The sequence below is a fragment of the Arcobacter siniprincipis (SeqCode) genome, assembly GCF_048571125.1.
Lineage (GTDB): Bacteria > Campylobacterota > Campylobacteria > Campylobacterales > Arcobacteraceae > Arcobacter > Arcobacter siniprincipis.
In genome coordinates, this window is record NZ_CP182343.1 from 3,087,780 (window position 1) to 3,114,362 (window position 26,583).

The 26,583-nt window shown below is 25.7% G+C and carries 27 protein-coding genes; 10 read left to right on the forward strand and 17 right to left on the reverse strand.

Translation table 11 applies throughout. The features are described 5' to 3' along the window. The first annotated feature begins 1 nt into the window (after window position 1). From ACNI3D_RS15765 to ACNI3D_RS15810, 10 genes are all read left to right on the forward strand, one after another. Window positions 2–865: a glycosyltransferase family 10 domain-containing protein gene (locus ACNI3D_RS15765; RefSeq protein ID WP_419767643.1), complete on the forward strand. Its 864-nt coding sequence runs from the start codon at window positions 2–4 to the stop codon at window positions 863–865. Further along, entirely contained in the window at window positions 862–1,821 is a 960-nt protein-coding gene (locus tag ACNI3D_RS15770) for a glycosyltransferase family 25 protein (protein ID WP_419767644.1), read from the forward strand. Before ACNI3D_RS15765 ends, ACNI3D_RS15770 begins: the two co-directional genes overlap by 4 nt. 2 nt (window positions 1,822–1,823) lie before the next feature. Next, the gene (locus ACNI3D_RS15775; protein WP_419767645.1) at window positions 1,824–2,012 is read left to right on the forward strand and encodes a glycosyltransferase family 25 protein; all 189 of its coding nucleotides are present in this window, start codon (window positions 1,824–1,826) and stop codon (window positions 2,010–2,012) included. A gap of 59 nt (window positions 2,013–2,071) precedes the next feature. Continuing rightward, window positions 2,072–3,310, forward strand: coding sequence for a glycosyltransferase family 2 protein (locus ACNI3D_RS15780; RefSeq protein WP_419767646.1), 1,239 nt, complete (start codon window positions 2,072–2,074; stop codon window positions 3,308–3,310). 78 nt (window positions 3,311–3,388) lie between these two features. Further along, entirely contained in the window at window positions 3,389–4,075 is a 687-nt protein-coding gene (locus ACNI3D_RS15785; protein ID WP_419767647.1) for an NAD-dependent epimerase/dehydratase family protein, read from the forward strand. Window positions 4,076–4,083: 8 nt separating this feature from the next. After that, entirely contained in the window at window positions 4,084–6,255 is a 2,172-nt protein-coding gene (locus ACNI3D_RS15790; protein ID WP_419767648.1) for a glycosyltransferase, read from the forward strand. 9 nt (window positions 6,256–6,264) lie between these two features. Continuing rightward, a complete protein-coding gene (locus ACNI3D_RS15795) occupies window positions 6,265–6,672 on the forward strand; it encodes a class I SAM-dependent methyltransferase (RefSeq protein WP_419767649.1) in 408 nt (135 codons plus the stop codon). A 21-nt stretch (window positions 6,673–6,693) separates the two neighbouring features. After that, entirely contained in the window at window positions 6,694–6,927 is a 234-nt protein-coding gene (locus ACNI3D_RS15800; protein ID WP_419767650.1) for a hypothetical protein, read from the forward strand. A gap of 18 nt (window positions 6,928–6,945) precedes the next feature. Next, window positions 6,946–8,037 (forward strand): glycosyltransferase family 2 protein, encoded by a 1,092-nt coding sequence (locus ACNI3D_RS15805; protein ID WP_419767651.1) that lies wholly within the window; start codon window positions 6,946–6,948, stop codon window positions 8,035–8,037. Further along, window positions 8,030–9,088 (forward strand): glycosyltransferase family 2 protein, encoded by a 1,059-nt coding sequence (locus ACNI3D_RS15810; protein ID WP_419767652.1) that lies wholly within the window; start codon window positions 8,030–8,032, stop codon window positions 9,086–9,088. Before ACNI3D_RS15805 ends, ACNI3D_RS15810 begins: the two co-directional genes overlap by 8 nt. Here ACNI3D_RS15810 and ACNI3D_RS15815 read toward each other — a convergent pair. Genes ACNI3D_RS15815 through ACNI3D_RS15895 form a run of 17 tightly spaced genes read right to left on the reverse strand, consistent with a single transcriptional unit; the run spans window position 9,078 to window position 26,583 of the window. Further along, complete coding sequence (locus ACNI3D_RS15815) at window positions 9,078–11,411, reverse strand: hypothetical protein (protein ID WP_419767653.1); 2,334 nt, start codon at window positions 11,409–11,411, stop codon at window positions 9,078–9,080. The two genes, ACNI3D_RS15810 and ACNI3D_RS15815, sit on opposite strands and share 11 nt — an antisense overlap. A gap of 5 nt (window positions 11,412–11,416) precedes the next feature. Beyond that, on the reverse strand, window positions 11,417–12,547 hold the full coding sequence (locus tag ACNI3D_RS15820; RefSeq protein ID WP_419767654.1) for a methyltransferase domain-containing protein: 1,131 nt from the start codon (window positions 12,545–12,547) through the stop codon (window positions 11,417–11,419). Then, window positions 12,540–13,853: a capsular polysaccharide export protein, LipB/KpsS family gene (locus tag ACNI3D_RS15825; RefSeq protein WP_419767655.1), complete on the reverse strand. Its 1,314-nt coding sequence runs from the start codon at window positions 13,851–13,853 to the stop codon at window positions 12,540–12,542. The genes ACNI3D_RS15820 and ACNI3D_RS15825 overlap by 8 nt, the downstream gene beginning before the upstream one ends. Then, window positions 13,850–15,295: a CDP-glycerol glycerophosphotransferase family protein gene (locus ACNI3D_RS15830; protein ID WP_419767656.1), complete on the reverse strand. Its 1,446-nt coding sequence runs from the start codon at window positions 15,293–15,295 to the stop codon at window positions 13,850–13,852. The genes ACNI3D_RS15825 and ACNI3D_RS15830 overlap by 4 nt, the downstream gene beginning before the upstream one ends. A gap of 8 nt (window positions 15,296–15,303) precedes the next feature. Then, window positions 15,304–16,185 carry a class I SAM-dependent methyltransferase gene (locus ACNI3D_RS15835; RefSeq protein ID WP_419767657.1) on the reverse strand — a complete coding sequence of 294 codons (882 nt, stop codon included), beginning with the start codon at window positions 16,183–16,185 and terminating at the stop codon, window positions 15,304–15,306. Next, window positions 16,178–16,897 carry a phosphocholine cytidylyltransferase family protein gene (locus ACNI3D_RS15840; RefSeq protein ID WP_419767658.1) on the reverse strand — a complete coding sequence of 240 codons (720 nt, stop codon included), beginning with the start codon at window positions 16,895–16,897 and terminating at the stop codon, window positions 16,178–16,180. Before ACNI3D_RS15840 ends, ACNI3D_RS15835 begins: the two co-directional genes overlap by 8 nt. A 1-nt stretch (window position 16,898) precedes the next feature. Continuing rightward, window positions 16,899–17,960, reverse strand: a complete 1,062-nt coding sequence (locus tag ACNI3D_RS15845) for a pyridoxal-phosphate-dependent aminotransferase family protein (RefSeq protein ID WP_419767659.1) — start codon at window positions 17,958–17,960, stop codon at window positions 16,899–16,901. After that, window positions 17,957–18,844, reverse strand: coding sequence for a nucleoside-diphosphate sugar epimerase/dehydratase (locus ACNI3D_RS15850; protein WP_419767660.1), 888 nt, complete (start codon window positions 18,842–18,844; stop codon window positions 17,957–17,959). The genes ACNI3D_RS15845 and ACNI3D_RS15850 overlap by 4 nt, the downstream gene beginning before the upstream one ends. A 5-nt stretch (window positions 18,845–18,849) precedes the next feature. Next, window positions 18,850–20,187, reverse strand: a complete 1,338-nt coding sequence (locus ACNI3D_RS15855) for an ANL family adenylate-forming protein (RefSeq protein ID WP_419767661.1) — start codon at window positions 20,185–20,187, stop codon at window positions 18,850–18,852. Further along, complete coding sequence (locus tag ACNI3D_RS15860; protein WP_419767662.1) at window positions 20,187–20,888, reverse strand: SDR family NAD(P)-dependent oxidoreductase; 702 nt, start codon at window positions 20,886–20,888, stop codon at window positions 20,187–20,189. The genes ACNI3D_RS15855 and ACNI3D_RS15860 overlap by 1 nt, the downstream gene beginning before the upstream one ends. Then, window positions 20,888–21,175, reverse strand: coding sequence for a hypothetical protein (locus tag ACNI3D_RS15865; RefSeq protein WP_419767663.1), 288 nt, complete (start codon window positions 21,173–21,175; stop codon window positions 20,888–20,890). Before ACNI3D_RS15865 ends, ACNI3D_RS15860 begins: the two co-directional genes overlap by 1 nt. 8 nt (window positions 21,176–21,183) lie before the next feature. Further along, on the reverse strand, window positions 21,184–22,206 hold the full coding sequence (gene pseI, locus ACNI3D_RS15870; RefSeq protein WP_419767664.1) for a pseudaminic acid synthase: 1,023 nt from the start codon (window positions 22,204–22,206) through the stop codon (window positions 21,184–21,186). Further along, window positions 22,203–22,760, reverse strand: coding sequence for a hypothetical protein (locus ACNI3D_RS15875; RefSeq protein ID WP_419767665.1), 558 nt, complete (start codon window positions 22,758–22,760; stop codon window positions 22,203–22,205). Before ACNI3D_RS15875 ends, pseI begins: the two co-directional genes overlap by 4 nt. Further along, on the reverse strand, window positions 22,757–23,653 hold the full coding sequence (gene pseG / locus ACNI3D_RS15880; RefSeq protein WP_419767666.1) for a UDP-2,4-diacetamido-2,4,6-trideoxy-beta-L-altropyranose hydrolase: 897 nt from the start codon (window positions 23,651–23,653) through the stop codon (window positions 22,757–22,759). Before pseG ends, ACNI3D_RS15875 begins: the two co-directional genes overlap by 4 nt. Next, on the reverse strand, window positions 23,650–24,351 hold the full coding sequence (pseF, locus tag ACNI3D_RS15885; RefSeq protein WP_419767667.1) for a pseudaminic acid cytidylyltransferase: 702 nt from the start codon (window positions 24,349–24,351) through the stop codon (window positions 23,650–23,652). Before pseF ends, pseG begins: the two co-directional genes overlap by 4 nt. Beyond that, complete coding sequence (gene pseC, locus ACNI3D_RS15890) at window positions 24,344–25,483, reverse strand: UDP-4-amino-4,6-dideoxy-N-acetyl-beta-L-altrosamine transaminase (protein WP_419767668.1); 1,140 nt, start codon at window positions 25,481–25,483, stop codon at window positions 24,344–24,346. Before pseC ends, pseF begins: the two co-directional genes overlap by 8 nt. Then, window positions 25,480–26,583, reverse strand: a complete 1,104-nt coding sequence (locus ACNI3D_RS15895) for a GDP-L-fucose synthase family protein (RefSeq protein ID WP_419769004.1) — start codon at window positions 26,581–26,583, stop codon at window positions 25,480–25,482. Before ACNI3D_RS15895 ends, pseC begins: the two co-directional genes overlap by 4 nt.

Here is a 26,583-nt window from a genome sequence, read left to right on the forward strand (position 1 = left end):
TATGTTAAAAAATATTTCAGTTAAAATTGTTAAAAATTGGACTAATCCTGAACTTTTTAGACAACTACCTAATAACTCACATAATATGTGGAATAATATTCAATTTACATACGATAAAAATCTAGAAACAGATTATGCAATAATACTGAATTTTATTCCTAAAGATAGTGAAGAAATATTGAAAAATTCAAAAAAGATATGGGCATTTATGCAAGAACCTTGTATAGATGGAATAAATAAATGGGTTGAAACTGGACACGAAAATTTTGAGAGGATATATACTCACCATATTTTCAATAATGAATCTAAATATATTCCAACGCAAACTTGCTTGCCATGGCATGTTGATAAAACATTTGATGAATTAATAAATCTTAAATCAATAAAAAAAACAAAAAGAATTTCTTGGATAGTTTCAAACCTTAATTATTTACCTGGACATAAACTAAGAATGGAACTTCATAGTGAAGTTATAAAACAACAACTACCTATTGATATTTTCGGTAAAGGTATTAACCCTATAAAAGATAAATTTAATGGTTTAGCCTCTTATAAATATTCTATTGCCATTGAAAATAGTAGCAGTCCACATTATTGGACAGAAAAAATTTCTGATTGTTTTTTATCATATACAGTTCCAATATATTACGGATGTACAAATATAGGAAACTATTTTCCAAAAGATTCTTTTATACAAATTAATCCAGAAAATACTAATGAATGTATAAATCAAATATTAGAGATTATTGAAAATGATAATTATGAAAAAAGATTAGATTCTTTAATTGAAGCTAGAAATCTTGTATTGAATAAATATCAACTTTTCCCTTTTATAGTAAATGAAATTAAAAAAGATATTTTATGAAAACTTTTATAATTAATTTAGAAAAAGATATTGAAAAGAAAAAAGTAATTAATAACATATGTGAGAAACATGCCTTAAACTATGAATTTATATGTGCAATATATGGTTTCAATTTGGAAGAGAGTTATATCAAGTCAATCACAAATAAAAATGGATCAATCAGTCAAATTAACAGAGAACTCAGTAAGGGAGAAATTGGTTGTACGTTAAGTCATATGATTATTTATAAACGAATTATAGATGATAATTTACCTTATGCTTTAATATTAGAAGATGATGCTTTTTTTGATGATAAACTAGTAACTTTTATTAACACTTTTAATAATTTTAAAGAAGATTGGGATTGTATTTTATTAGGATATTACATTGGTTCTGATCACAAAAATTTCACTATAAGTTTTGATAAAAAGATTTATTCAAAAAATTTTGCCTATATTATGACTTCTCAATTATTATCTGGAACACATGGTTATTTGATAAGTAATCAAGGAGCAAAGAAATTACTTGAGTATAATAAAGAGATAACTCTTCCTATAGATTCGTACACTGGAGATTCTAATTTAATTAAGCAATTTTGTATATATCCACCTATTATACATATTAATGATCAATTTGATATTAATACAGAACTAGAACAAGATAGAAAGAGACTAAGAGCTCTGTATAAAAACTTGGAAATTGTTAAAAACTTACATAATCAAATTAAAGGGATTAACAAGTGCTTTAAAATAATTATTTATGGATATGGAACTATTGGAAAACTTTTATATGAAAGAATTAAAGATAAAGATGAAATATATAAAATTATTGATTCAAATTTTAATTTAGATGAACTAAATAAAAATGAAAATATTTTATTTATCAATACAATTTTATCAAAAAATGAATCTATAAAAATAACAAATAAATTAAAAAGTTTATTCTTAAACTCTAAAATAATTTCGGTAATGGAATAAATATGGAAATATTTGTAATAAACTTAAAAAAAGACATAGAAAGAAGAGTATATATGCTTAACCTTTTAAAAAAATATAATTTAGATTTTGAATTAATTACGGCAATAGAAGGCAAAAAATTAAAAGATGTTGATATTATAATTGGGAAAAGGAAATTTAATGCAGAAACTATTTCAAACACATTGGTTTAATATTCAATTTAGCTCTTTTGCTGAATTAGATAAAGAAAATATAGCAGGATCAGAGTTTTATGAATAAATTTTCTCATAATAATACAAATCCTACTATATCTGTAATTATGACTCTTTATAATGTATCTTCATATATAAAAAAATCTCTTACCTCTGTTATGAATCAAACTTTTAAAGATATAGAAATTTTAATTATAGATGATTGTGGGAATGATGATTCTCTTGAGAGAGTCAAGAAATTTAAAAAATATGATTCTAGAATTAAAATTATACAAAATGAGAAGAATTTAGGGCCAGGGAAAAGTAAAAATATTGGTATCAAAGCAGCAAAAGGTGAATATGTCTTTTTTATAGACGGAGATGATTACTTAAATCTACAAACTCTAGAAAAATTATATTTAAAAGCAGTGAAAATAGATGTAGATTACATAGGATATAACCATATAAAGATCTGGGAAAATAGCGATAAAATTGTATATCATCATTTTGAAAAGTTTGAAGATAAATATTTTCAAACAATGGGTCCTATTACCAAACTATATAAAAAAGAATTTCTACTAAAAAATAATATTTTTTTTGATACATTTAGACATTCAGAAGATATGTCTTTTGCATTTCAAGTTTATATGTTTGCAAAGAAATATACTTGGTTAGATTTTGATGGATATTACTATATTCAACATTCAAATTCTTTTTGTTATCAACAAAATAAAAAAGAGGATAAAAGAAATTCTCTAGGTATAATTAAAGCATTAAAAAAGATAGATATACTATTAGAACAAAATGTAAAGAATAAAAACTTCAATTTTTTATTACATAAACTTCAATTTATTAAACTAAATTACCTTTATACAAGTTACAGAAGACGCCATCCGGAAAATTTAACTTTCTTTTTGGGACATGTAAAAAAATACTTAAGTGATTTTCCTGAAATATATGAAAAGTTTTTGCAGAAGATTTATAACCCTACTATATTGAATTATTCAAAAATATTAGAAAAAGAGTTAAGAAAAGATTCTAAAAAGAAGTTTATCTTATATGGTTTTAATGATTTGGCAATTAAATTACATGAAATATTTTATAAAGATATTTCTGCAATTATTGATAAAAATAAGCAAGGGGAAATTTTTCAAAATCACATAATACAAAATCTTGAAAAAATTTCTACATATCAAAAAGAAATTTTTGTAATTACAGCAATTAATGATACATACATAAAAGATATCAAAAAAAGTATTGTTTATAGATTTCCTAAAGCAAAAATAATTCATTTACATAATAGTTCAACAGATTTATAAAAATAATTATTAATAAGTTTAATGTAAATTCTAAAAAAACTTGATATTATATAACTATCAAAAAAAGGTAACATTTATATGATAATAGGTAATGGATTGATTGCAAACTCTTTTTCAAATTTCAAAGAAGATCAAAAAATATTAATTTTTGCATCAGGAGTATCTAACTCCAAAGAAATAGATATCTTACAATATGATAGAGAAGCAAATTTACTTAAAAATGCTATTCTAAACAATAAAGATAAAAAAATTATATATTTCAGTACTACAAGTATTTATGATAAAGAATTATCTACGCAACTATATTGTAAACATAAGTTGCACATGGAAGAGTTAATAAAAGAGCTTTCTTTCAATTTTATTATTTTTAGATTACCAGAGATTGTTGGAAATAATAACAAATATCAAATTATTGGTTTTCTAATACATAAAATAAAAAATAAAGAGCCATTTGAAATATGGGAAAATGCTACAAGACATTTAATAGGAATCTCTGATGTAGTCAAAATCTGTAGTTATTTAATTTATAAAAAAGAATATAATAATAAAATAATTAATATATCATCCCCAATTAAAACCCCTATATTGGATTTAGTTTTACATATTGAACATATCTTAAATAAAAAAGCTATTTACTCATTTATAAATAAAGGAGATAGTTATAATATAGAAACACCAGAAATGGATTCTTTAAAAAAAAAACTAGACATAAACTTTGATGAGAAATATGTAAATAATCTTATCTCAAGATATTATAAACTATAGGAAAAACATTGGATAATTTTTTGGATATACAACTAACGAAAGACAATATGGATATATTTTATATTAGAAGATCAATAAAAAATGCAATAGACGAAAATCTATATAATTTTCATGGTAAATTTTTAGATTTAGGATGCGGAGATATGCATTATCGGAAATATATTTCATCTAATTCAGCAATAGAAGAATATATTGGAATAGATATTGAACACCCAAATTATCATAAAGATAAAAAACCTGATTTGTTTTGGGATGGAGTAAATCTTCCCTTGGAAGATAATAGTATTGATACCATTATGGCAACAGAAGTTTTTGAACATATACCTAATTTACAAAATGTTATTACTGAAATAAATAGGGTGTTAAAACCTGGAGGAATGATCTTTTTCACAATTCCATATCTCTGGCCCCTTCATGATGCACCTTTTGATGAATACAGATATACACCTTATTCTTTGGAAAGAATATTTAGAAAAGCAAATTTTAATATGATTCAACTTGAACCTACTGGTGGATGGGATGCTTCTTTAGCTCAAATGATAGGTTTGTGGATAAATAGAAGCCAAAAAACAAATGAAAAAAAAGAAGAACTTAAAGAAAAATACTTCTCTTTATATCAAAATTTAATAGAAACTGATGCTCCTGATAATAATTTTACAACAAATAATATGATTACAGGAATTATAGGTACAGCTTTTAAAGATAAAAGGAAAGTTATCGTAGGAAAGAACTTAGCTATATTTACCCATAACCTGAATGCTATAACAGAAACTTTTATAAAAAAACATATTAATCTAATATGTCCAGATAATACATATATACTAACAAGTAGTAAATCTAATAATAAAAATATATTACAGGTAACCTCAAAATCTAACTTCTATAAATTTAATAAAGAAGAAGAATCTAAAGTTATAAACTTTTTTGAGAAAAATAATATCACTCATATTCTAATAGAGTTTGGAAATATTGGCTCTTCACTTGTAGAATTAAATAGTAGATTACTCCATCTTCCTATCTTTGTATGTTTTCATGGGTATGATGCTTCTATGATGTTAAGAAAAAAAGAGTCTATCGATTATTATATGTGGATGCAAAGAAACATAAACAATATAATAGTTGGTTCTAAAGATATGAAAAATAGACTGATTTCTTCAGGATTTGAAAAAAATAAAATTTTAATAAATAATTATGGCGTTGATATCCCAAATGAAACATCAAAAAATGTTGAAGATGAAGTTTGTAAATTTATTTTCATTGGAAGATTAGTAAATAAAAAAGCGCCTTTAGTAACATTGGAAGCATTTTCAAGAACTTTAAAAAAAGTACCAAATATTACATTAGACATTATAGGTGATGATGGTGGTAATGGCTATATGAAAAAAATCAAAGAATACATAAAAAAGCATGATTTAAATGAATCAGTAACTCTCCATGGTAGTCAAGATCATTTATATGTACAAGAAAAAGTCATGTCTTCTTCTTGCTATATCCAACATTCTATTATTGATCCTGAGACAGGTGATATGGAAGGTATGCCAAATATTCTACTAGAAGCATCTTCTTATGCACTTCCTGTTATTTCTACTTATCATGCGGGTATTCCTGAATGCATAGAAGATGGTATTACCGGCTTTCTAGTACAAGAGAATGATATCAATAATATGTCAGAAAAAATGGTATTGTTAGCAAAAGATAAAAAATTAAGAAAAAAGATGGGACAAAAAGGCAGAGAAAAAATATCAACTAATTTCTCTACTGAAAAGTCTATAAATGGTTTAAAAAAACTTATTTTCAAAAAATCTTTTCCTATACATAATTTTAAATATTACCCATTGGCTAAAAAAAATATTGAAAATATTGCGTATAATTTTTTATTAAAAGAAATCCAATTACTTCCACCTGAAACTAAAATCATAATATATGGTTTTGGAGAATTAGGAAATAGGTTATACCAAAATTTCAAATTAAACAAAAATATTATTGAAATAATAGATAAAAATAAAAAAGGTTATATAATAGATAAAATTAAAATCTCAGAACTTTCAACTATTAATAACAATGAAAGTTATACTGTATTTATAACTGTTTTAAACAAATCTCACATACCAAGTATTATTGATGGAATTAAATCACATATCCCTAATTCTAAAATTATTAGTACTTTAGAACTAACATAAAGGAGTTACATGAAAAGATTCTGTCCCATTTGTAAAACACATTCAGAAGAATTTGAAGAATTTGGATTTATACCAAGAAAAAACGCGAGATGTCCTAAGTGTGGTTCTCTTGAACGTCATAGACTAATCTGGTTATATATAAAAGAGAAAACAGGATTTTTAAAAGATATAAATAAAAAAATGCTACATGTTGCACCTGAAGCTATTTTTCAAAACCTTTTTCAAAAGCAATTAGGAAAGAATTATCTATCTTCTGATATTTGTGATCCTAAAGCTATGGTGCAAATGGATATTACAGATATTAATTATCCTAATAACAGTTTTGATTATATATATTGTAGTCATGTTTTAGAACATATCGAAGACGATATAATGGCTATGAAAGAACTATATAGAGTTTTATCACAAGAAGGATAGGCAATACTTTTAGTACCAATAATGGTAGAGACTGAAACATTTGAAGATTTTACAATAGTTGATAAAGAAGAAAGATTAAAAATATATGGGCATCCTGACCATGTAAGAAATTATGGTTGTGATTATCCTGATAGGTTAAAAAAAGCAGGATTTGATGTAGATATAATTTACCCTAAAGATTTTCTAAGTAATGATGAAATTAAACTTATGGGTATTACATCAGCTGCAGGTGAAATTTATTTTTGTAAAAAATAGTTTATTAAAAGGATAATATTGAATCAAAAAAAAGTGAGCATAATAATGCCATCATACAATAGAAGTACTCTTATTGCCAAAACAATAACTAATGTATTTGAACAGACATATTCTAATATAGAGCTAATAGTTATAGATGATGGTTCTAAAGATCATACGAAAGAAATATTAAATAACTTTTCAGACTCAAGATTAAAATATTTTTATCAAAATAATGCAGGTGCCTGCGTTGCAAGAAATCATGGTCTCAAAGTTGCATCTGGGGACTATATAATGTTTATGGATTCTGATGATTTAATGGATCCAATTAAAATAGAAAAACAAGTTCAAGCACTAGAAAATTCTAATGCACCATTTGCAATATGTGATTTTACTTTTGTCCATGAAGACAAAGAAGAAATTGTTTACAATAATGGTAACTTACATGAAAATATAATTAATTTTAAAAGTCCATTTATTATGACTACTTTAATGAGAAAGGAAAGTATTCCAAAAAGTTTAATTTGGAATAAACAATTACAAAGACAACAAGATATGGATTTTTTATTTAGATATTTTACTCTTTATGATAAATGGGAATATACACCAGGTGATTTTTGTAAATATATTCAACATGAACATGGAAGGATATCAAATAGTTATAACATGGGCTTACAAATTCACGAATTAAAAAAATCTATGATTGATTTCTTTACCAATCACGATGATTTAATCCCTGAAAAAAACAAAAGTATATGTACTCTTTATTGTAAGACATTAGATAGCATAAAATTAAAAGAGTTTTCAAGAGATTATGGATTACTTTTTGAAAAAATTATGGCATTAAAAAACAATGGTGAAAAGTATGTAATTTTTGGAAAAGGAAGTATGGGAAAAACAATCTTTAGTCTTTTAAATGAACAGGTAATAACATTCATTGATTCAACATCTGAAAAAGTTGAAAAAGAAATAGAAAAAGAAGAAGTTTATAGTGCCCAAATTTTAAATAATTTAGAATATGATAAAGTTTTAGTTAGTTTACTGGGGAGAAAAAGACCTGTTATTAGACATTTGACAACATTATTTAATATACCAGAAAATAAAATACTTACATTTGAAGATGATGAATAATATGTTATATCCTACTATTTCAATTATAACTGTTACTTACAACGCAAAAAAATACTTGGAAAAAACAATAATAAGTGTATTGAGTCAAGAATATGAAAAAATAGAATATATTATAATTGATGGTGCAAGCACGGATGGAACTATAAATATTATTAGAAAATATGAAAAAGACATAACATATTGGGTAAGTAAACCAGATAAAGGTATTTATGATGCTATGAATAAAGCAATTAATATTGCTACTGGAGAATGGATTAACTTTATGAATGCAGGAGATGTATTTTCTTCAAAAAGTACAATAAAAAATATTTTTTCAAATACATATAATGAAGACATCCTATACTCTGATAGTAATATCATTGATAATAGTGGGACGATTATTAGAACTGCAAAAGCTACTAATTTAGAAAAGTTATTAAAACCTGAAATGCCATTTATTCATCAAAGTGTTTTTGTAAGAAGATCCCTTTTAGAAAAATTTCCTTTTAGAACAGATTATTTTTTAGCATCTGACTTAGATTTTTTTATTAAACTATATATAAAAGGTTATAAATTCAAATACTTACCTAATATAATAATATCAAACTTCTTAGTAGGAGGTCTTCATACAAACAATATGATTAAATATATAGCAGAAGGCACAAATTCATTAATAAACTTACATCCAGACATAAAAAAGTACACTAAAGAGTTAGGTATAGTTAATGCTTTTGAAGATTTAAATAATAATTATCAAAAATCAAACTTCCCACATAACTTAAGTAAGCTATTATCAAATGTAGAAAGTATCTTATCTAAAAAAAATAATGTATTGATATATGGATATGGTCTTTTTGGAAAATTATTATATTCTCACTATAAAAATAAAGTTATAGGAGTCATAGATAACAATTTAGAAAAGGAACAAGATGTACAAACTATTATAATTTCTGATATTCCAAAGTACAATTATGATTGGATCATCATTTCTCTTTTAGGTCGAGAGGAAGAAGTAAAGCAAGCTTTACTTTTAGAAGGAGTTCCTTCAAATAAAATAATAACTATACTTTAACAATTCCATTTATGCAATCAATAATATTTACACTTATGTCATGTGAGTGACAACATTCACTAATATATTCATGTATTGGGTCAATAAAAGCTCCACTTGCAATTAAGATATTCGAATTATTTACTATCGTATTTTCAAGAGTATCAACTATAAATTTATCGACTCTATATGTACCAGAAATAGCTTTTGAATCAATCAACCCTAGAACTTTTACATTATTATCATCTAATTTAGGGAGTAACTTCTTAAAAAAATCTCCCGTTCCAAAAATATATATTTCTTCTATATTATTATTCTTTAATGTATTTACTAAATTTGTAATAGCAATATTTGTGTCTCTTAAGTCAAATATCCCTTTATGTAAGGAAATCTCATATTGATTAATTTGAGTGATAAAACCTTCGACCCATTCAAAATATTCTTTCTTATAGTTAAAATAATTCAAATGATTTATATATAAATTATCTTTATAATATTTGTCTTGTTCTTCTAAATCAACTATTTTCTTTACTTTTACATTACGTCCAGCACCAATGTCAAAAGTAAGATTTCCTAAAAAATTAGCTTCATCTATAGTAGGTAACTCAATTACTCTAGATAATAACTTAATTAACTCTTCACTCTTATATTTATTTTCTTCTAATTTATACAGTTTAGCCATCTCAAAAAATACTTCTATTCCATAATTAAATGATTCAATTATTTTAGAAGGTACCTGTTCCGTAGGTTTTGTAATAGCTTTAACAATATTTTGTATTTCTTCATAACCAATTGTGGTGTCTTCTAAACCATTAAATAATACTTCAGTTGCTGCTGGTGAACGATATAAAGATTTTATATTCTTTGTATTATCTTCCTCATTGTGAAAAAAGCTTAATGTAATCTTTTTAATTGCATTATCTAATCCTTGTTCACTCATATAAAATAACCCATTCAATTTAGAGACTCTGCATATATTTTCTAGACGCTTTAAGACTGTACCTGTTGATCCAAAATCAATTATTATTGAATTATGTTTTACTCCTAAATCTTCAATATATTTTGATATTAGCATTCTTTCATGTTCAATATTTCTTTTAATTAACAACTCATTTAGTTTAATATCATCATATATTATTTTTAATAAACTAATATTATTTACTTGTATTAACTTTGTATCTCCAACGAATAAATTTTTGTGCTTATAAATAATATCATTTGTAATATTTATCTTTAAAAGCTTATAAAAATCTTCTACACATATAGATTGATAAAGATAATTATTTATAAAAGTATTATCATCTTCGTTTAGTAATTCATCAATATCCAAACAGGCAAGATATGTTGAATGACGAGAGGCATATATTAAATTAATATCAATATTAGGATTTAATAAGGTTAAGCATTTTCCAAATATTTGCCCTTCTCTCATAACAAAATTTATCTGTTCTAAATTATACTTTTTATAAATATCTAAAATCCAATTTGAGAAATACCATAAGATAGGTCCATATATCATAGATCCTAAAGTGTAAAAGAAAGTACTTTTTTCATCAAAATAAGGATTAAGTATACAAGATAAGACTCTTAAATTATTATATTTTGGAAACTTATTATTTAAATATTTATACTCAAAAGATTGCATTTCTAAGGCATAATTATTTAAATTATAATATATAGTATTAATTCCCATCTTTTGAGGAACAATAATATCTGAATTATTATTATCACCAATATGAAGTTGTTCATTAAAGGTATATTCAAGTTTTTCATTTATTAAATGAAATAATTTACCACTAAATTTTGCTACTTTATATTCACTAGAAATAAATATATCTGAAATAATATTTTTATTCTTAAGCTTAGATAATACTAATTTATCTATGTGTTCATTTGATAAATATATATCAGATATCAATATAATCTTTTTATTATACTTATGAGCTAAATATATCCATTCCTCTATTTGTCTATTAATATATAAATTTTTGTTTTCAACTGATAATTCAATATTCATAATAATATTTTGTTGCTTTTCAGTTATAGGTAATTGCTTATAAATATCTTTCAATGTAATATCGTCTTGGCATGTTTTTCTTAATTCTCTAGCTAATCGCTCTGCTTTAACTCTATATTCTTTAAATAAATATTTTGATTTAAATATTTTTTTAACAAATTTATTTTTACCTACTTTTAAAAAGATATCATGTGGCTTTGATACTTTCCGAAAAACTAAAGTTTCAAAAATATCAAAAGACACTAACATTATTTGAGGACTTTCTAAATATTCTAAATATTCTTTTTCTAATTTGCTATTTTGATAAAAATATTTATGCTTGAACATTTAAACTATTTCTTTGCAACAAATATTATATAATGACCATCATCTATTTCTTCAATACTAGAAGGTTCTTCTCTTTTTTGTTGAAAATACTGAATATTATTAAATCCGTATTTTTTCAAAATATCATCGATTTCTTTTACTGTAAAATGTCTTGTGTGAAATAAAAAATTTTGTTGAATAAATGGCATAATAGTTTCATTTGGTGTTGAACCAATGAACAAACCATCATCTTTAATACTTTTAGCAATCTTTTCAATATATTTTTCAGGTGAAGGAAGATGTTCTATTGTTTCAAAAGAAATAAAATAATCTGCCTTTTGAACTTCTAATTCATCATTCTCTAAATTTACGATTTTAAACTCTATTTTTTCGTCATTAAAATGCTCTTTAGCATGAGAAATAGCATCTTGAGAAATATCTAGACTTTGAACTATCTTTGTATTTGAATTCTGGGCTAATACATAAGAACCATATCCCACACCACAAGCACCATCTACTACTATAGAATTTTGCTTTGTAATATATTTTGAAGCAAAAAGATACCTATTTAAATGATCTTTTCTTATTTGTTCAAGTGTTGTTCCAACTTGCCTTTCTCCACTATACTTTGGTTTATTTGCTTTAACAATTAACTCTTTTTCATCTTCTATTTGCACACTAATATTTACAAAACCTATTCTTTCTAAAAGAAGTTTTATTCTTTTTTCATTGTAACCTGATTTATGAATATCTTCATAAGAAGTACTGTAATCACTTTGCCAAGGATCACATTTATTTTGTTCTCCCCAAAATCCAACAAAACTACTCTTAGCATCAGATAACTTATTTTTAAGGCTCTCTTCATTCCATTCAGCGCTAAGCCATAAGTTACAATAATAATCCATATTTGGCACAATAAACTCTATTTTCCCATTTGTTTTTAATATTTTAAACCAATCTCTTAGTACTCTATCTGCTTCATAATTCGTTAAGTATTGAAGTAAATTTATTGAATATATAAAATTAACTTCCATTAAGTATGTTGATAATTCCCAAGGACTACAAACATAATCAATATGTTCAAATTTTTTAACATCGCAATGAAAGAAACCTTCTTTTCTATCTTCTTTACACCCAACATATATATTTTTATCCATAAATTTCCTTTAATCTTTTGTCCAAATATGCCATTACAAAGTTATCTACAAAATAACTAATATTTTCTTTATCTGTTATGTTGATATTTTTTCTTTCCATAAAATATGATATAAACTTTTTAATATATTCTATGTTTTTATTTGTTAATTTTGGTATTAAATTATCTTCTAAATCTTTAAAGTCTTTTATATTAAAAGTAGCACTTTGATAATCAACTTCTCCAAATGTAACTACTGGTTTAAGATGAAATAATGATTCAAACCCAACTCCTGAATTGATTGTATACACTGCCATTGATTTTTTTATGGCAATATGTATTGAACCTTCATAAATAGTTATATTATTATTCTTTTTAAACTCATTTATGAGACTATCTACTTCTTTTAAAAAGCATCGAGGATGTCTTTTTATTACTATACTAATATTCTTTTTATTTAATAGCTCAACAACTCTTTTTATCCAAATAATAGGTTCAAAATATGCTTTTTTCATCACACTATCATCAAAAACTTGTAAAGGAATAAAAATAAAATTATCAGGTAATTTTTCTTCTTTTAAATGAGGTTGAATATATTTACTCAAATTTTTATCAATATACTTTTCTTTATAAAATAAAAAATCTTTTTGTGCTTTATTAATATCTACTTTTTCTATTTCATTTAGTTCATTTTTATCACAACACAAAGAGCTCCAACCACTATAACCCATGTTATCAATATTTATTATATCGAAAAAATACCCCTCTTTAAAATGAATTTTATTAGGATCATTTTTCCCAAAACTATGATAACTAAAAAGCAAAGAATTTTCTTTTATCTGTCTTTTTCTAAAATAATTTTCATCATTGTGTTCTGTTGGAACTGTTATGATTTTCTGATTAAACTTTAACAATTCTTCTAATAATAAAGGTAAAAAAGCATGACTAGAATCTTTGCCATTTTTAGCTTGAAAATCTGGTGTTTCAACTTCAAAGAAAAAATCTTTTGGAAAGAATCTTGATATTTGTCTAGATTCAATTAATAATTTATTTTTTAAATTACTTAACTGTTTATAAATCTCAAAAGAATGATTTCCACAAATAATGATTAAAGCATTCTTTAGTTTCTGAAGTTCTAAAAAATCAATAATAGGAATAGATAAAAAAGATTCTTCTTTTTTATTATTATCAAAAATATAGTCAATATTTGAAAAAAGTTCATAGTTCTCAATCAAAAACTTTGTTCTAAGTGATGCTCCACAAAAAACTATTATTCCATCATGTTTTTTTATATTTTGTATTAATTTCTCTGTATTTTGAATCATCATAGTAACTTCTTTATTTCTTCATGTAAGAGGCTTGAAGCCTTTTGATTTTTATTTTCAAACATTTTTTCAAATATTAATTTTCTATCTTCTTTATAATTATCATTTTCTAAATTTACCAATACTTTATCTAATAAATCTTCAAACATATAACACTTATCTCCAGGTGAATGACTGAAATAATCCAAGATTACCCCTTGCTCTGCATTTACCCACTCTTCATAATCATAACAAAAAAATACAATAGGTTTATTCACATACAAATAATCGAAATATACAGAAGAATAATCAGAAATCAACATATCCGAATACTTTAAAAGAGGATAAATATCCATATGTGATTCATGAATAATTAAATTTGATAAATATATATTTTTATTTTGATAAGAACTAAGGTCATCTCTAATCTTTTGTGCAACAAAAGGGTGCATCTTGATGATTATTTTTAATTCATTATCTTTTGCAAATTGATTCAATTTTTCATAGTCAAGAGGATTACTTTTAAAACCTAAAGGTCTATGAGTTGGCATATATACTATATACTTATAACTATCATTTTTCATCTCATTTAATAAATTTATATCAACATTAATATGTTCAATGCCATCATTATGTAAGACATCATTTCGTGGATATCCACAATGTATTATTTTTTTATAGTCATATATCTTACTAAAAGAATACTCACTTACAAAAGGAGAAGTTGAAAGAACAATATCATATTTTAGAACTTTATAATTAGTCAATACCCCTAAAGTTTCTATTGTTATTCCATGCCATAATTGTACACTTTTACCTATTTTTAAACACTCTACTAATAATTTGTCCACTGGATTGTGATCTATAATCTTTATGCTTGCTTCAAAAACTAGGTCAATAAACTCTTTTGTATCATAATCAATAACATCAATATCATGTTCTTTAAAAATTTGGATATCTCTTTTATTATTCGTTGCTAAATAAACTTTAAAATTTGAATATTTTTTTAAGTATAAATATAAATACTTAATATTTAAATCTATAAAATCAATCCCAATTAATAAAACTACATCTTTAGAAAGTATATAATTCTTTTGTTTTTCAACAAAGTAATCCATTAGCTGATTTTTATAGGAGAATTTTTCAGCTAAAGGCTCTTTATCATTTAAAAAGATGTAATCATTTTTAATTTCATCAAAACGAACACAGATTATTTTTTCTTTAGAGATATATTTTGTAATTTCGTTATAAATTTCTCTTTCATGGTTAGGAGAATAAATAAAGATAAAATCAAACTCTTTTAGTACTATATCTTCAACTTTATATATATTTTCTCCGTCTAAATTTTTATCAACATATCCTAAAAAGTTTAGAGGAATTTGGGTTAAATGATTTTCTAGAATCTTTGTACTATTGGAAAAAGGATAAATAAAACATTTTTTATCTTTGAAAAACTCTTTATTCATAAATTATTCTACTTTCTATACAAATAAAAATGACTTGACTTTAAAAACCTATCAACAGAGTTTTCTACAACTTCTTCTAGCATAAAAGGGTTAGTTTCAATAATTTCTTTTTGGTTTTCAAATAAATTAAAATATTTAGTTAAATGATATAAATTATAAGCATAATTTCTATAACACTTTTTAAAATATTGACTAAAAATACCTTCTTTATAAAATTCTCTATTTCTATAATAAGCAACATAGTTTTTTGACTTATAATCCTCAAAACCAATTATTCTCGTACTTTCACGAACTATTAAAATTCCATTATTATTTAAGAGTTTAAGTAAATTATTAAATACCTTATCTACACTTTTTTCATTTGTATACATAAAAATATCACCCACAAAAATAAAATCAAATTTTTGTAAGGTAGAATTATCCATTGTCATAAAATCATCATTTATATACTCAATTTTGTGATTGTTATTCTCTTTTTTATTTTCATCAATTTGTTTAGTAGATAAATCAAGTCCAACTATAAGTTCAAACTTATTTGAGAACTCACGGGTATATCTTCCATTTCCACAACCTATATCTAAAGCTATCTTTTTATTTTTACACTCTTCTTCTATGATTTTATTTAATAATTGTGTTTCATAATCAAATCGTACTTTTGAAATATATTCATCATTTGTGATATATCCACCATCTTTATATTTTTTGTATGCATTAGACCAAAAATCATTAATAATAAATTTTTCAGTATCACTTGTATCAATTGAACTATCAAAATAGTAGTGTATTTTATCTTGTAAAAAACTATACTCTTCTTCTAATTTCTTTTTCTCTTCTTCAATAGCATAAAGTCGTTTTCTAGCATCTATTAACTCTTCATTTAGTTTATCCATGATTTCCCTTAGCCTTCAAATATTCTTTAATTCTCTCATAATCTTCAATATAATCAACTTCTGCCCAAAATGTACCATTTATATCTTTTATAAAAACAATTTTTTCATCTATTGAGCGATAAAAAATATCTTCCCACCAATAAACATGTTTTTGCTTATTTATAAGTTTATTCAATCTATTCTTCATAAATAAGATATCATCTTTATTTACTTTTGCAATTCCTACATATTCTCCAGTTGTTTCTTCTAGCGTAAGTTCTTTCCCATAATTAGTCAGTTTATTATTTTCCCAAGAAAACTTATAATCTGCATCTTCTATTCTTGAACTATCAGATAAAAATAGAGGGGAGTTTTTTTCTTCAAATAGTATATCTAGCACTTTTTCTTCAATAAAAACATCACCATTCATAATCAATAAATCATCTTCTTCATTTAAAAAGTCTTGTGCAAACCATGTTGAAGCTATGGAGTTTGTAACATCATAAAATGGGTTTTGATAATGTTTATATGGAAATTCTTTTATTGCATCTAATATAAAGTGCTCATTATATCCAGTAACTATTGCTATATCAGTAATACCTTTTTTTAACAATAATTCAAAAGTATATTTTATAAGTTCTATTCCACCAACTTTTACACAACATTTAGGTTGACCATTTAAATGTCTAGATATTCTACTTCCAATTCCAGCTGCCATAATAAGTGCTTTCAAGTTAACCCTTTTTGTAATATTTTTTCAAATATTTAAATAATACATCTAAGTATTTTTTATCCATATTTCCCATGTGAGATATTCTTATAACTTTGTCTTTTAGATCACCTCCACTTGGAGTTAAAATAATATTATAATTCTTTTCAAAAAACAAAACTATATCATAAGCACTTTTACCATCACTAGGAGTTATTGCAGTCATTGCATTTGGCATCTCATTAACATAAAATTCAAAAGGAAACTTAGAAATCTTTTTTCTGAAATATTTTGCTAGGTTGGAAGTTCTATTTATAACTTTTTCAATACCTTCATTATCAAGCTCTTTTAACCTAAAGTGCAATTGTTTTATTATTGATATTGCTGGTGTAAATGGAGTTTGTCCTCTTTTTATATCTTCTAAATAATTCTTGAAGTTAAAATATACATTATTTATATTTTGAATTCTACTCAAAGCTCTTGGACTCAATATTATCATGGCCAATCCAGGAGGTAAGGCAAGTCCTTTATTTGAGCTTATTATCAATGCATCTATATTTTGTCTTTGCATATCTATATCATCACAAACAAAACTACTAATTGCATCAACAATATTCACCAAATTATTCTTTTTGCAAAATTTTCCAACTTTTTTTAGATTATAAAATCTTCCAATTGTTGTTTCATGGGCATTTATTATAAAAGAGGTTTTATTTTTCACTTCAATATTTTCAAAATCAATCTCATCATTTTTATTAATTATATAATTAAGATTTTTAATATTATGTACATCACAAATATCTACAAATCTTTGACCAAATCCTCCACCATTTACAATTATTGCTTCATCATTTTCATTTAAAAGATTCATTACTGTAGCTTCCATAGCACCTGTTCCAGATGATGTTATAAATACCACATCACTATTTTCAGGAGCATTCGCAAGCTTTAATAGAAGTCTTTTTGATTCTAACAAAATATTTGAAAAATAATCATTCCTAAAATAAGGAACTTGTTCTTTCCCAATTTTTAAAATTTCTTTTGACATAGGTACAGGACCTGGAGTAAAAATATATTGTTTTTTCATTTTTGATTTTCCATAAATTCTATCAATTCTTCTTCCTTTAATAAATTGCCATAATCTTTATATGACCACTTTTTAGCAGGAATTTTCCAATTTTTACCATACAATAATGTTACATATGCTTCTTCATTATTTGGTATAAGAAGTTTCATATCTTTATAATCAAAATAGTTCTCACCATCTACAAATTCTTTATTAAAATATAAATAATAATCAGCTTCATAGTCCATTACATAATATTTACCTATATCTACAGCTAAATTTATATCTACAACTGTTGGTTCTGTCTCTGCAGGATTTGAATTTGATTTTATGATTATTTTATCAATTTCATCTTTTTTGGTTAGTACCCTATCTTCTTTATATATCACTTTTATAAGTTTATTTTTACTTAATATTTTGTTTGAATTAATTATATTCCATATCTTTTCCAAATCATTTTGAGATTTTATTAGAATATCAACATCTGGTACATCAGAAAGATTTTGTCCCCTCAATAAACACAATAATGAAGAACCTTCAATACAATATGAAATATTATTTTCTTGCATCTCTTTTGCAAATTCTCTTATAATATCATCTGTATTTTCAACTCTATTATTTGTAGAAAAACTAAGAGTATTATCTTCTATAATCCATATCTTATCTTTTTTAATATTTAGATTTTCAAGTTGTTCTTGCATACTATCAATCCATACACCGCTAATAGCAATTTTGTCAAACTCTATATTATTTATATCTTCGACACTACAAATCTCAATATCATTAAACTTTGTTCCATGTAAAGCAGAATTATTATCTATAAATTTTACAATCTCATATTTTTCTCTTAATTGTCTATAGATAGCTCTACCTGCTATTCCTGTACCAAAAATTACGATTTTCATATAATTTACTTTCTTCTTATTTTTTTAAATCTATCAGAAAAATTAGTTCTCTCTACAAGATTTACTTTTGTAGGTATTTTATAATTATTTAACTTTCCTTTACAAAAAGCCCGAACTAACTTTTTCAACTCTTTTTTATCAAGTTCTTTTGAACAAACTACATCACAAACAACTGTTTGTCCTGTGATTGCATTTTGTTCACTATAGACCATACAATCTTCTATTTCATCCATAGATAAAACAACTGATTCTACCTCAGCAGGTAGAACTTTTTCTCCACCTACATTGATGACTTCTTTTCCACGACCTATAATTTTTAGATACCCATCTTCTATCTCTTCAACCAAATCTCCAGTTTTAAACCAACCATCGCTTGTAAAAGAGTCCATGATAGCATTTAAGTATCCTAAAACTTGAGTTTTACTTCTTAGCCAAAGCTCTCCATCTACTATTTTGTACTCTTGGTTTTCATCTTCTATTTTCATATACAAAGAATCAGATGATTTGGAACTTGTAGTACTAATTCCTGTCTCACTTGTACCAAATGTTTGTAGAAATTTTACCCTTGGAAATATCTCTTTTAGTTTTATCAAAAGTGATTCTGGCATAGTTTCAGTTCCATAGGTTATCATTCGAAGAGTTCGTAAATTATAGTTTAAATATTCCCCTGAGATTAAAATAAGATTTAAAAATGTAGGACTAGAGGGTAATACCATGATTTTATAATCTTGGATAAGCTCACAAATTGTTTTAGCATCTCTATTTTTTGGGATGATTAGGCAAGCTCCCATTGAAAGTGCATTAAAAAGTGTATTTAATCCACCTATGTGGTCAAACATAAGGAAAACTAGCATATTCATAGCTTTTGCTCTTTTATCCTTGTAAGTCTCTATTAGATTATCAAGATTGTGTATCATTGCTTTTGGTTTACCTGTACTTCCACTTGAGAAAAGTACTAGTCCAGAGTTTTTATTATTTTTTAGAGTTTTTATCATCTCAGGGGAACTATTTACAGCTAATTTATCTATTTTTATTTCACCATCAATTTTAATACTATATTCACAAAATGACTCTTCCATATATTCATTTTGCAGTTTTTCTAAAGTTGTAGTTATGGGTACTATTATATTTTTATTATCATATAAAGCAAAAAACAAAGCTATATTTTCAAAGGAATAATCACCCAAAATAGCAACAACACTTGATGTTTCTATTTTATCTTCTAATATTTTTCTATACTCAAGGATTTTTTCTAATAAATTTTCATAAGAGTAACTCTTACCTTCAATTATAATGGCATCTAGCCCTTTAAATATAGAAAATTTATCAAATAAATAATTCATTAGTTAGAAACCCCACCAAGATATATTATCTGCCCTGTTATAAAATCACTTTTTTTACTAATAAAAAAATCAATCACATTTTTTATATCATCAAATTGCCCAAATCTTTTTATGGCTTGTTTTGTCAAAAGTTCATCTATCTTATCTTTTGGAACTGCTTTTATTAAGTCAGTTTGAACAGGGGTTGGTCCTATTGCATTTACTGTTATATTAAAAGGTGCTAGCTCTTTTGCAGATGTTTGGGTGAAATTCTCTATAGCTGCTTTACTTGCAGCGTAGATAGCTTCTCCTTCAAGTCTAAGAGCACTTGCAACTGTTGTATAGTTTACAACTCTTCCATACTTTTGTTTCATCATCACTTTTGCTACTTCTCTAGTAAAAATAAATGTCCCTAAAAAGTTTGTAGCAAATATCTTTTCAACACTTGATACAGATGTAGTAAGGATATGATTCATAGATGCCATTCCAGCATTGTTTAATAAAATATCTATCTTACCAAACTCTTTTTTTACAACACGAACCATCTTTATAACTGCTTTTTCATCATTTACTTCTAAAGAAAAGTGTCTATAGTTTTCATGTTTTATAGAACTCTCCCCCCTTGAACAACCTATTACTATTTCACCATTTTCCAAATAATAGTTTGCTAGGGCTTGCCCTATTCCTTTTGATGTTCCAGTTATAACTATAATTTGGCTCATTATTCTTCCAAAAGTGATTTAATATAAGTTGTTAGACTCTCAACGCTTCTAAATGGAGAAGTTTTAGCACTCATTGCCTTTTCATCTGCTAAAACAATATCTTTATCAAACTCGTCACTAATTCGCTCTTCTAAGTCAGTTATAAAAGATACTAAAGCTAATGAATCCATGCCATTAGTTCCATAAAGTTTTGTCATACTTGTAGGATTTTCGAAGTTTTCATTCTCTAATTCTTCATTTAACTCAACTAAAGTTTCACATATTATTTTTTCTATTTTCTCTATCATATCTTCTCCTACTCTACTCTATCGCCCAAAGTATAACCTTTTGTAGCAGTTGTTCCTATTATATCTTTTTTATATTTAGGATGTTTACCGTATCCTGGTCTTACACTTTTTATATTCTCTTGTGAGAAGAGTTCGCCTTTTTTTATATCTTTACAGACATATAAACTTCTACAAAATCTTCTTTGAGATTCTCTTTTCTCATCAAGTCTATAATCAACTCTTCCAAGAAGTTTTTCAGTATCTCTTATATCTTTTACCATTTTAGTAAATGCAAGCTTATCCATTGAAAACTCACTATCAGGTCCTCCAATAGATTTATCCAAGATAAAATGTTTTTCTATAACTCTAGCTCCAAGGGTTACAGCGGCTATGGGAGCAGTACTTCCAATAGTATGATCTGAAAATCCACTTATTACTTCAAATGTTTCAGCCATATCTGGTATCATTTTTAGATTTGCCAATTCCATTGGTGCTGGGTAGGCACTTGTACATTTTAAAAGTATTATCTCTTTATTTCCAACTCTTTTACAGATATTAACTACATCTTCTATCTCTTCATAGGTAGCTATTCCTGTACTTATAATAATTGGTTTCATTTTAGATGCTACGTACTCTACAAGTTCATAATCAGTGATTTCAAAAGAGGCTATTTTGTAAGCACTTGGATTAAACTGCTCTAAAAAATCAACTGCACTTTTATCAAAGGGAGATGAAAAAATATCAATATCAAGGCTTCTAGCATAAGAAAAAAGTTCTTCATGCCACTCCCAAGGAGTGAAAGCTTCTTCATAAAGTTCGTAAAGGCTCTTTCCATCCCATAAAGTTCCACCATCTATCATAAAATCATCTTTTTTACAATCCAAAGTTATGGTATCGGCTCTATAGGTTTGGATTTTAATAGCATCAGCTCCAGCTTCTTTTGCTGCTTTTATTGTATCAAGAGCAGTTTGTAAAGAGCCATTATGATTTGCACTAAGTTCAGCTACTATGTATGTTTTATCTCTAGTAAAATCAAACTTCCCTATTTTCAAACTTCAACTCCATCATAAGAAATTATTTCAAAATCAAACTTTTTAAACTGTTTCATCACTCTTTTTAAAAATGGTTTCTCTTTAGCATTTTCAAACTCTAGATTGCTCATCTTCATAGATATTATTTTATCATCTTCTTTGAAAATTTTAAAGCCTAAGTTTTTGTCATAAGATATTGTATTGATATTCTCTTTCTTAACATCTAAAAATATCTCTTCTTTTTGAAAAGTTTTAAAAATATACTCTAAAAAATAGATTGGAACAAAAGATTTAATCATAATATTTGCCTCTTCCAAAAAGAAAATTCCCCATTTAATATCTTCTTTTATATTAAAAATATTTACTCCACCTATAATTTTATCTTCAAAAATTATGGCAAAAAACTTTTTATCACTATTTTTTAAACCCTTCACAAAACTTATATGATTTATAAGTTCTATAACACCTATATCTAAAGATACATCTCTAATATAATCTTTATTCCTTATATCTAAAAGGTCTTTATGCTCTTCATTTGATAAAAAAAGATAATCTTTTAATACTATTTTATTCATATCTTTGCCTCAAACTTTTTTAAAAACTCTTTTTTTGAAAATCTTTTCATACAAGCATGTCTGTTCTTTTTTAGATACTTCATCATAAACTTTTGATTTGAAGCTGTTTGTATGGCTATAAACTCTTTATTTAAATATATTATTTCATGTAGTATTGTACTTGGACTTACTATTGCTAGGTCTATTTTATGGATTAGTTTAGCTACATTTTTACTATTTATTATTAGTTTTATATTCTCATAATCTTTTATAAACTCTTTTAGGCTCTTTATATTTTTATTTGCATTAGTTGTTAAAAGATAGATTTTTATATCTTTTTTCTTTTTTAGACTTTTCAAAACTTTTAGAGAAATATTATCAAAATCACTTCCACCAAAGGCTATTAATATTTTTTTGCTTTTTGATTTATTTCTTCTTAGATGCTTATAGTACTTAAACTCTTCTCGTATTAAAGTATATTTTTCACCACATCTTAACTCACAAAAAGATGGCACTAAATCTTTATATTTTTTTTCTTGGGCATAAATGTTGTGATTTAACAAAATATCACAATAGTGTTTTTCATAAGTATCATCAAAAACTAAAACTTTCAAACTAGGATTTTGATTTTTGATTTGCTCTTCATAGCCATAATCTATTCCATAGTGGTCAATGATTAGAAAATCTATATTCAAGCTTTTTATTAAATCATCTAACTCTTCTACATCATTTGAATTTAATATTTTTAACTCATAGCCTGCATCTAAGATTTTACTATTTATATTTCCCTCTAACTCTTGACAGGCAAAAGTTATATTTGAGTTAAAATAGCGCTCTACTAAAGCCAAATCCCGCATAATATGCCCAATACCAATTTTAGATGAAGAGTCAGCTCTAACTAAAATATTTTTCATGATATTTTCTTTTGTCTTTTTAGAACTTCATATAAAACTTCTGCTCTCTCCCAATCTTCCAAAGTATCAATATCTTGAACTAAATACCGAGGGAGAATAATAGGAATAGTATCTTTTCCAAACATCACATCACTAGATTGTTTATGTAAATTTTTCCAATAAAATTGTCCTGCATCTTGATAAGCTTCTTCTAAATCTTGACTTCGTTTAGAAAAGTTTTCAGGCCAAAACATCTCACATCTATCATTTTTGATTTTAAAAGTTCTCTGAATTGGAAAAGGCATAGAAGTTGCACTAAAGGAATTAACAGCATCACTATTTTGAAGTCTCTCTAAGCCCTTTTGTATATACTTTACTTGAAGTAGTGGTGCTGTTGCATAGATACTGCAAACATAATCGTACTTTTCACCCTGATTTTGTAAAAAAGATAAGGCATGTGATATTACAGCACCTGTTCCAGTAAAATCATCACTTAGTTCAACTGGTCTTAAAAAAGGAACCTCAGCCCCATACGCTTTGGCAACCTTAGCAATAGTTTCATCATCTGTTGAAACTACAACTTTGTCAAATAGTTTTGATTTTAAAGCAGTTTCAATAGTATATGAAATAAGAGGTTTTCCAAAAAAATCTTTTATATTTTTTTTAGGAATTCTTTTACTTCCTCCACGAGCAGGTATTATACAAACACATTTAGACACCTAGCACCTCTAACATTGATGTGATTACATAATCTTGTTCTTTATTTGTCAAAGCAGGATAAAGAGGTAAAGAAATAGCTTCTTTATAGTATTTATCCATAATAGGAGTATTTTCTTCTCCATATCCCAAGTTTTTATAATATGGTTGTTTATTAATAGGAATATAATGAAATTGCAAGCCTATACTTTTTTCTCTCATTTTAGTCACAAACTCATTTTTATCAGTATCAAATCTATCAAAGTCAATATACACTACAAAAAGATGATAAGCAGATTCGTTAATAAAATCATATATAGGTTTTACAAAATCATATTTTTCAAAAAGCTCACAATATCTTTTTGCCATTACTCGTCTTTTATTTAAAAACTCATCAAGTCTTTTTAATTGTGAGATACCCAAAGCACAAGCTATATCTGTAAGTCTATAATTAAATCCCAACTGGGTCATATCATAATGCCAAGGTGCAACTTCACTATTTGCTTTCATGCCATGATTTCTTAAAACTAAAAGCTTCTCATAAAGCTCTTTTGAGTTTGTAGTTATCGCTCCACCCTCACCTGTAGTAAAACCTTTGACAGGATGAAAAGAAAAAGTTGAGATATCACTATTTTTGCAAGAACCAGCTTTTATCCCATCATTAACTGCCCCAATCGAGTGGGCACAATCTTCTAAAATCTTAATACCATATTTCTCTTTTAACTCTTTTAATTTTTTTTGATTAACACTAAGCCCTGAAAAATGTACCACATAAATCGCTTTTATTGAAGAGTCTTTCTTTAACTTTTCTTCACAAAGGTTCAAATCAATATTTCCATCTTCACAAATATCCACAAAGATTGTTTTTGCATTAACATAAAGAATTGAATTTGATGTGGCTAAAAAAGAGTTTACAGTTGTAAGAACTTTATCTTTTTCGTTTAAAAGTACAAGTGAGGCCAAATGTAAAGCAGCAATTCCATTTGATACTGCCACACAATATTTAGCGCCAATATATTTACAAAGAGCCTCTTCAAACTCTTTTATTTTTGGCCCAGTTGTTAAATAATCACTCTTTAATGCAACAACCACAGCTTCTATATCTTCATTTGAAATATTTTGTTTGCTATAAGGGATAAAATTAATTTTATTCATTTTTCATGTTTTTCCAAATACCAATTATAAACTTTTTCAATACCTTTTTTCAATTCTACTTTATGTTTCCAACCCAAAGTATGGAGTTTAGAGGTATCAGTTAACTTTAACATAGTACCATCTGGCTTTAGTGTATTAAATATGAGTTGACCATTAAATCCTATGATATTTTTAATAAGTTCGGCGAGTTCTTTTATTGATATATCCATACCTGTTCCTATGTTTATGTGTGTGTTTTTTATCTCTTTATCATTAGTATTATAAATATCTTTACACCCCATTTTTGCTTTAGCAACAGGGGTATAGGATTTTAGATCCACAAAATCTTTATTTTCTAATAAAAAAAGACAAGCATCAGCCATATCTTCAGAATACATAAACTCTCTTCTTGGAGTTCCAGTTCCCCATATCTCTACTTTATTTTTATTTACACCAAAATTAGTTAAATATTCTTTTGCTTCATCAATTGATTTTAATTTTAAATCTTTTAAGACTTCTTCAAATTTACCTTCACTTAAAAGTTTTGCAAGGTGAATTTTTCTTATAAGTGCTGGAAGTACATGAGACTTCTCTAAATCAAAGTTATCATTTGGTCCATAAAGATTTGTAGGCATTACAGATATAAAATTTGTACCATATTGTAAATTATAACTCTCACACATCTTTATACCAGCTATTTTTGAAATAGCATATGGTTCATTAGTATATTCTAATTCGGAAGTTAGTAAACTATCCTCACTCATAGGCTGTGGAGCATTTTTTGGATAAATACATGTACTTCCTAAAAAAAGTAGCTTTTTCACTTTATTTACGAAAGATTGATGTATTACATTATTTTGAACTTGTAGGTTTTCATAGATAAAATCTGCTCTATAAGTATTATTTGCAACAATTCCACCTACTTTTGCAGCAGCAAGTATCACATATTCTGGTTTTTCAGTTTGAAAAAATACTTCTACATCTTTTTGATTTATTAAATCCAATTCTGTATGTGTTCTATATACTAAATTTGTATATCCTTTAGAAATTAGATTTTTTAATATAGCTGAACCTACAAGACCTTTATGTCCAGCTATATAAATTTTACTATTCTTATTCAT

Excerpts from the sequence above, each read along its gene's own strand:
- ACNI3D_RS15765 (WP_419767643.1), top strand. The coding sequence starts at position 2 with ATGTTAAAAAATATTTCAGTTAAAATTGTTAAAAATTGGACTAATCCT.
- ACNI3D_RS15770 (WP_419767644.1), top strand. The coding sequence starts at position 862 with ATGAAAACTTTTATAATTAATTTAGAAAAAGATATTGAAAAGAAAAAA.
- ACNI3D_RS15775 (WP_419767645.1), top strand. The coding sequence starts at position 1,824 with ATGGAAATATTTGTAATAAACTTAAAAAAAGACATAGAAAGAAGAGTA.
- ACNI3D_RS15780 (WP_419767646.1), top strand. The coding sequence starts at position 2,072 with ATGAATAAATTTTCTCATAATAATACAAATCCTACTATATCTGTAATT.
- ACNI3D_RS15785 (WP_419767647.1), top strand. The coding sequence starts at position 3,389 with ATGATAATAGGTAATGGATTGATTGCAAACTCTTTTTCAAATTTCAAA.
- ACNI3D_RS15795 (WP_419767649.1), top strand. The coding sequence starts at position 6,265 with ATGAAAAGATTCTGTCCCATTTGTAAAACACATTCAGAAGAATTTGAA.
- ACNI3D_RS15800 (WP_419767650.1), top strand. The coding sequence starts at position 6,694 with ATGGTAGAGACTGAAACATTTGAAGATTTTACAATAGTTGATAAAGAA.
- ACNI3D_RS15810 (WP_419767652.1), top strand. The coding sequence starts at position 8,030 with ATGAATAATATGTTATATCCTACTATTTCAATTATAACTGTTACTTAC.
- ACNI3D_RS15815 (WP_419767653.1), bottom strand. The coding sequence starts at position 11,411 with ATGTTCAAGCATAAATATTTTTATCAAAATAGCAAATTAGAAAAAGAA.
- ACNI3D_RS15820 (WP_419767654.1), bottom strand. The coding sequence starts at position 12,547 with ATGGATAAAAATATATATGTTGGGTGTAAAGAAGATAGAAAAGAAGGT.
- ACNI3D_RS15825 (WP_419767655.1), bottom strand. The coding sequence starts at position 13,853 with ATGATGATTCAAAATACAGAGAAATTAATACAAAATATAAAAAAACAT.
- ACNI3D_RS15830 (WP_419767656.1), bottom strand. The coding sequence starts at position 15,295 with ATGAATAAAGAGTTTTTCAAAGATAAAAAATGTTTTATTTATCCTTTT.
- ACNI3D_RS15835 (WP_419767657.1), bottom strand. The coding sequence starts at position 16,185 with ATGGATAAACTAAATGAAGAGTTAATAGATGCTAGAAAACGACTTTAT.
- ACNI3D_RS15845 (WP_419767659.1), bottom strand. The coding sequence starts at position 17,960 with ATGAAAAAACAATATATTTTTACTCCAGGTCCTGTACCTATGTCAAAA.
- ACNI3D_RS15850 (WP_419767660.1), bottom strand. The coding sequence starts at position 18,844 with ATGAAAATCGTAATTTTTGGTACAGGAATAGCAGGTAGAGCTATCTAT.
- ACNI3D_RS15855 (WP_419767661.1), bottom strand. The coding sequence starts at position 20,187 with ATGAATTATTTATTTGATAAATTTTCTATATTTAAAGGGCTAGATGCC.
- ACNI3D_RS15860 (WP_419767662.1), bottom strand. The coding sequence starts at position 20,888 with ATGAGCCAAATTATAGTTATAACTGGAACATCAAAAGGAATAGGGCAA.
- ACNI3D_RS15865 (WP_419767663.1), bottom strand. The coding sequence starts at position 21,175 with ATGATAGAGAAAATAGAAAAAATAATATGTGAAACTTTAGTTGAGTTA.
- ACNI3D_RS15875 (WP_419767665.1), bottom strand. The coding sequence starts at position 22,760 with ATGAATAAAATAGTATTAAAAGATTATCTTTTTTTATCAAATGAAGAG.
- pseG (WP_419767666.1), bottom strand. The coding sequence starts at position 23,653 with ATGAAAAATATTTTAGTTAGAGCTGACTCTTCATCTAAAATTGGTATT.
- pseC (WP_419767668.1), bottom strand. The coding sequence starts at position 25,483 with ATGAATAAAATTAATTTTATCCCTTATAGCAAACAAAATATTTCAAAT.
- ACNI3D_RS15895 (WP_419769004.1), bottom strand. The coding sequence starts at position 26,583 with ATGAATAAGAATAGTAAAATTTATATAGCTGGACATAAAGGTCTTGTA.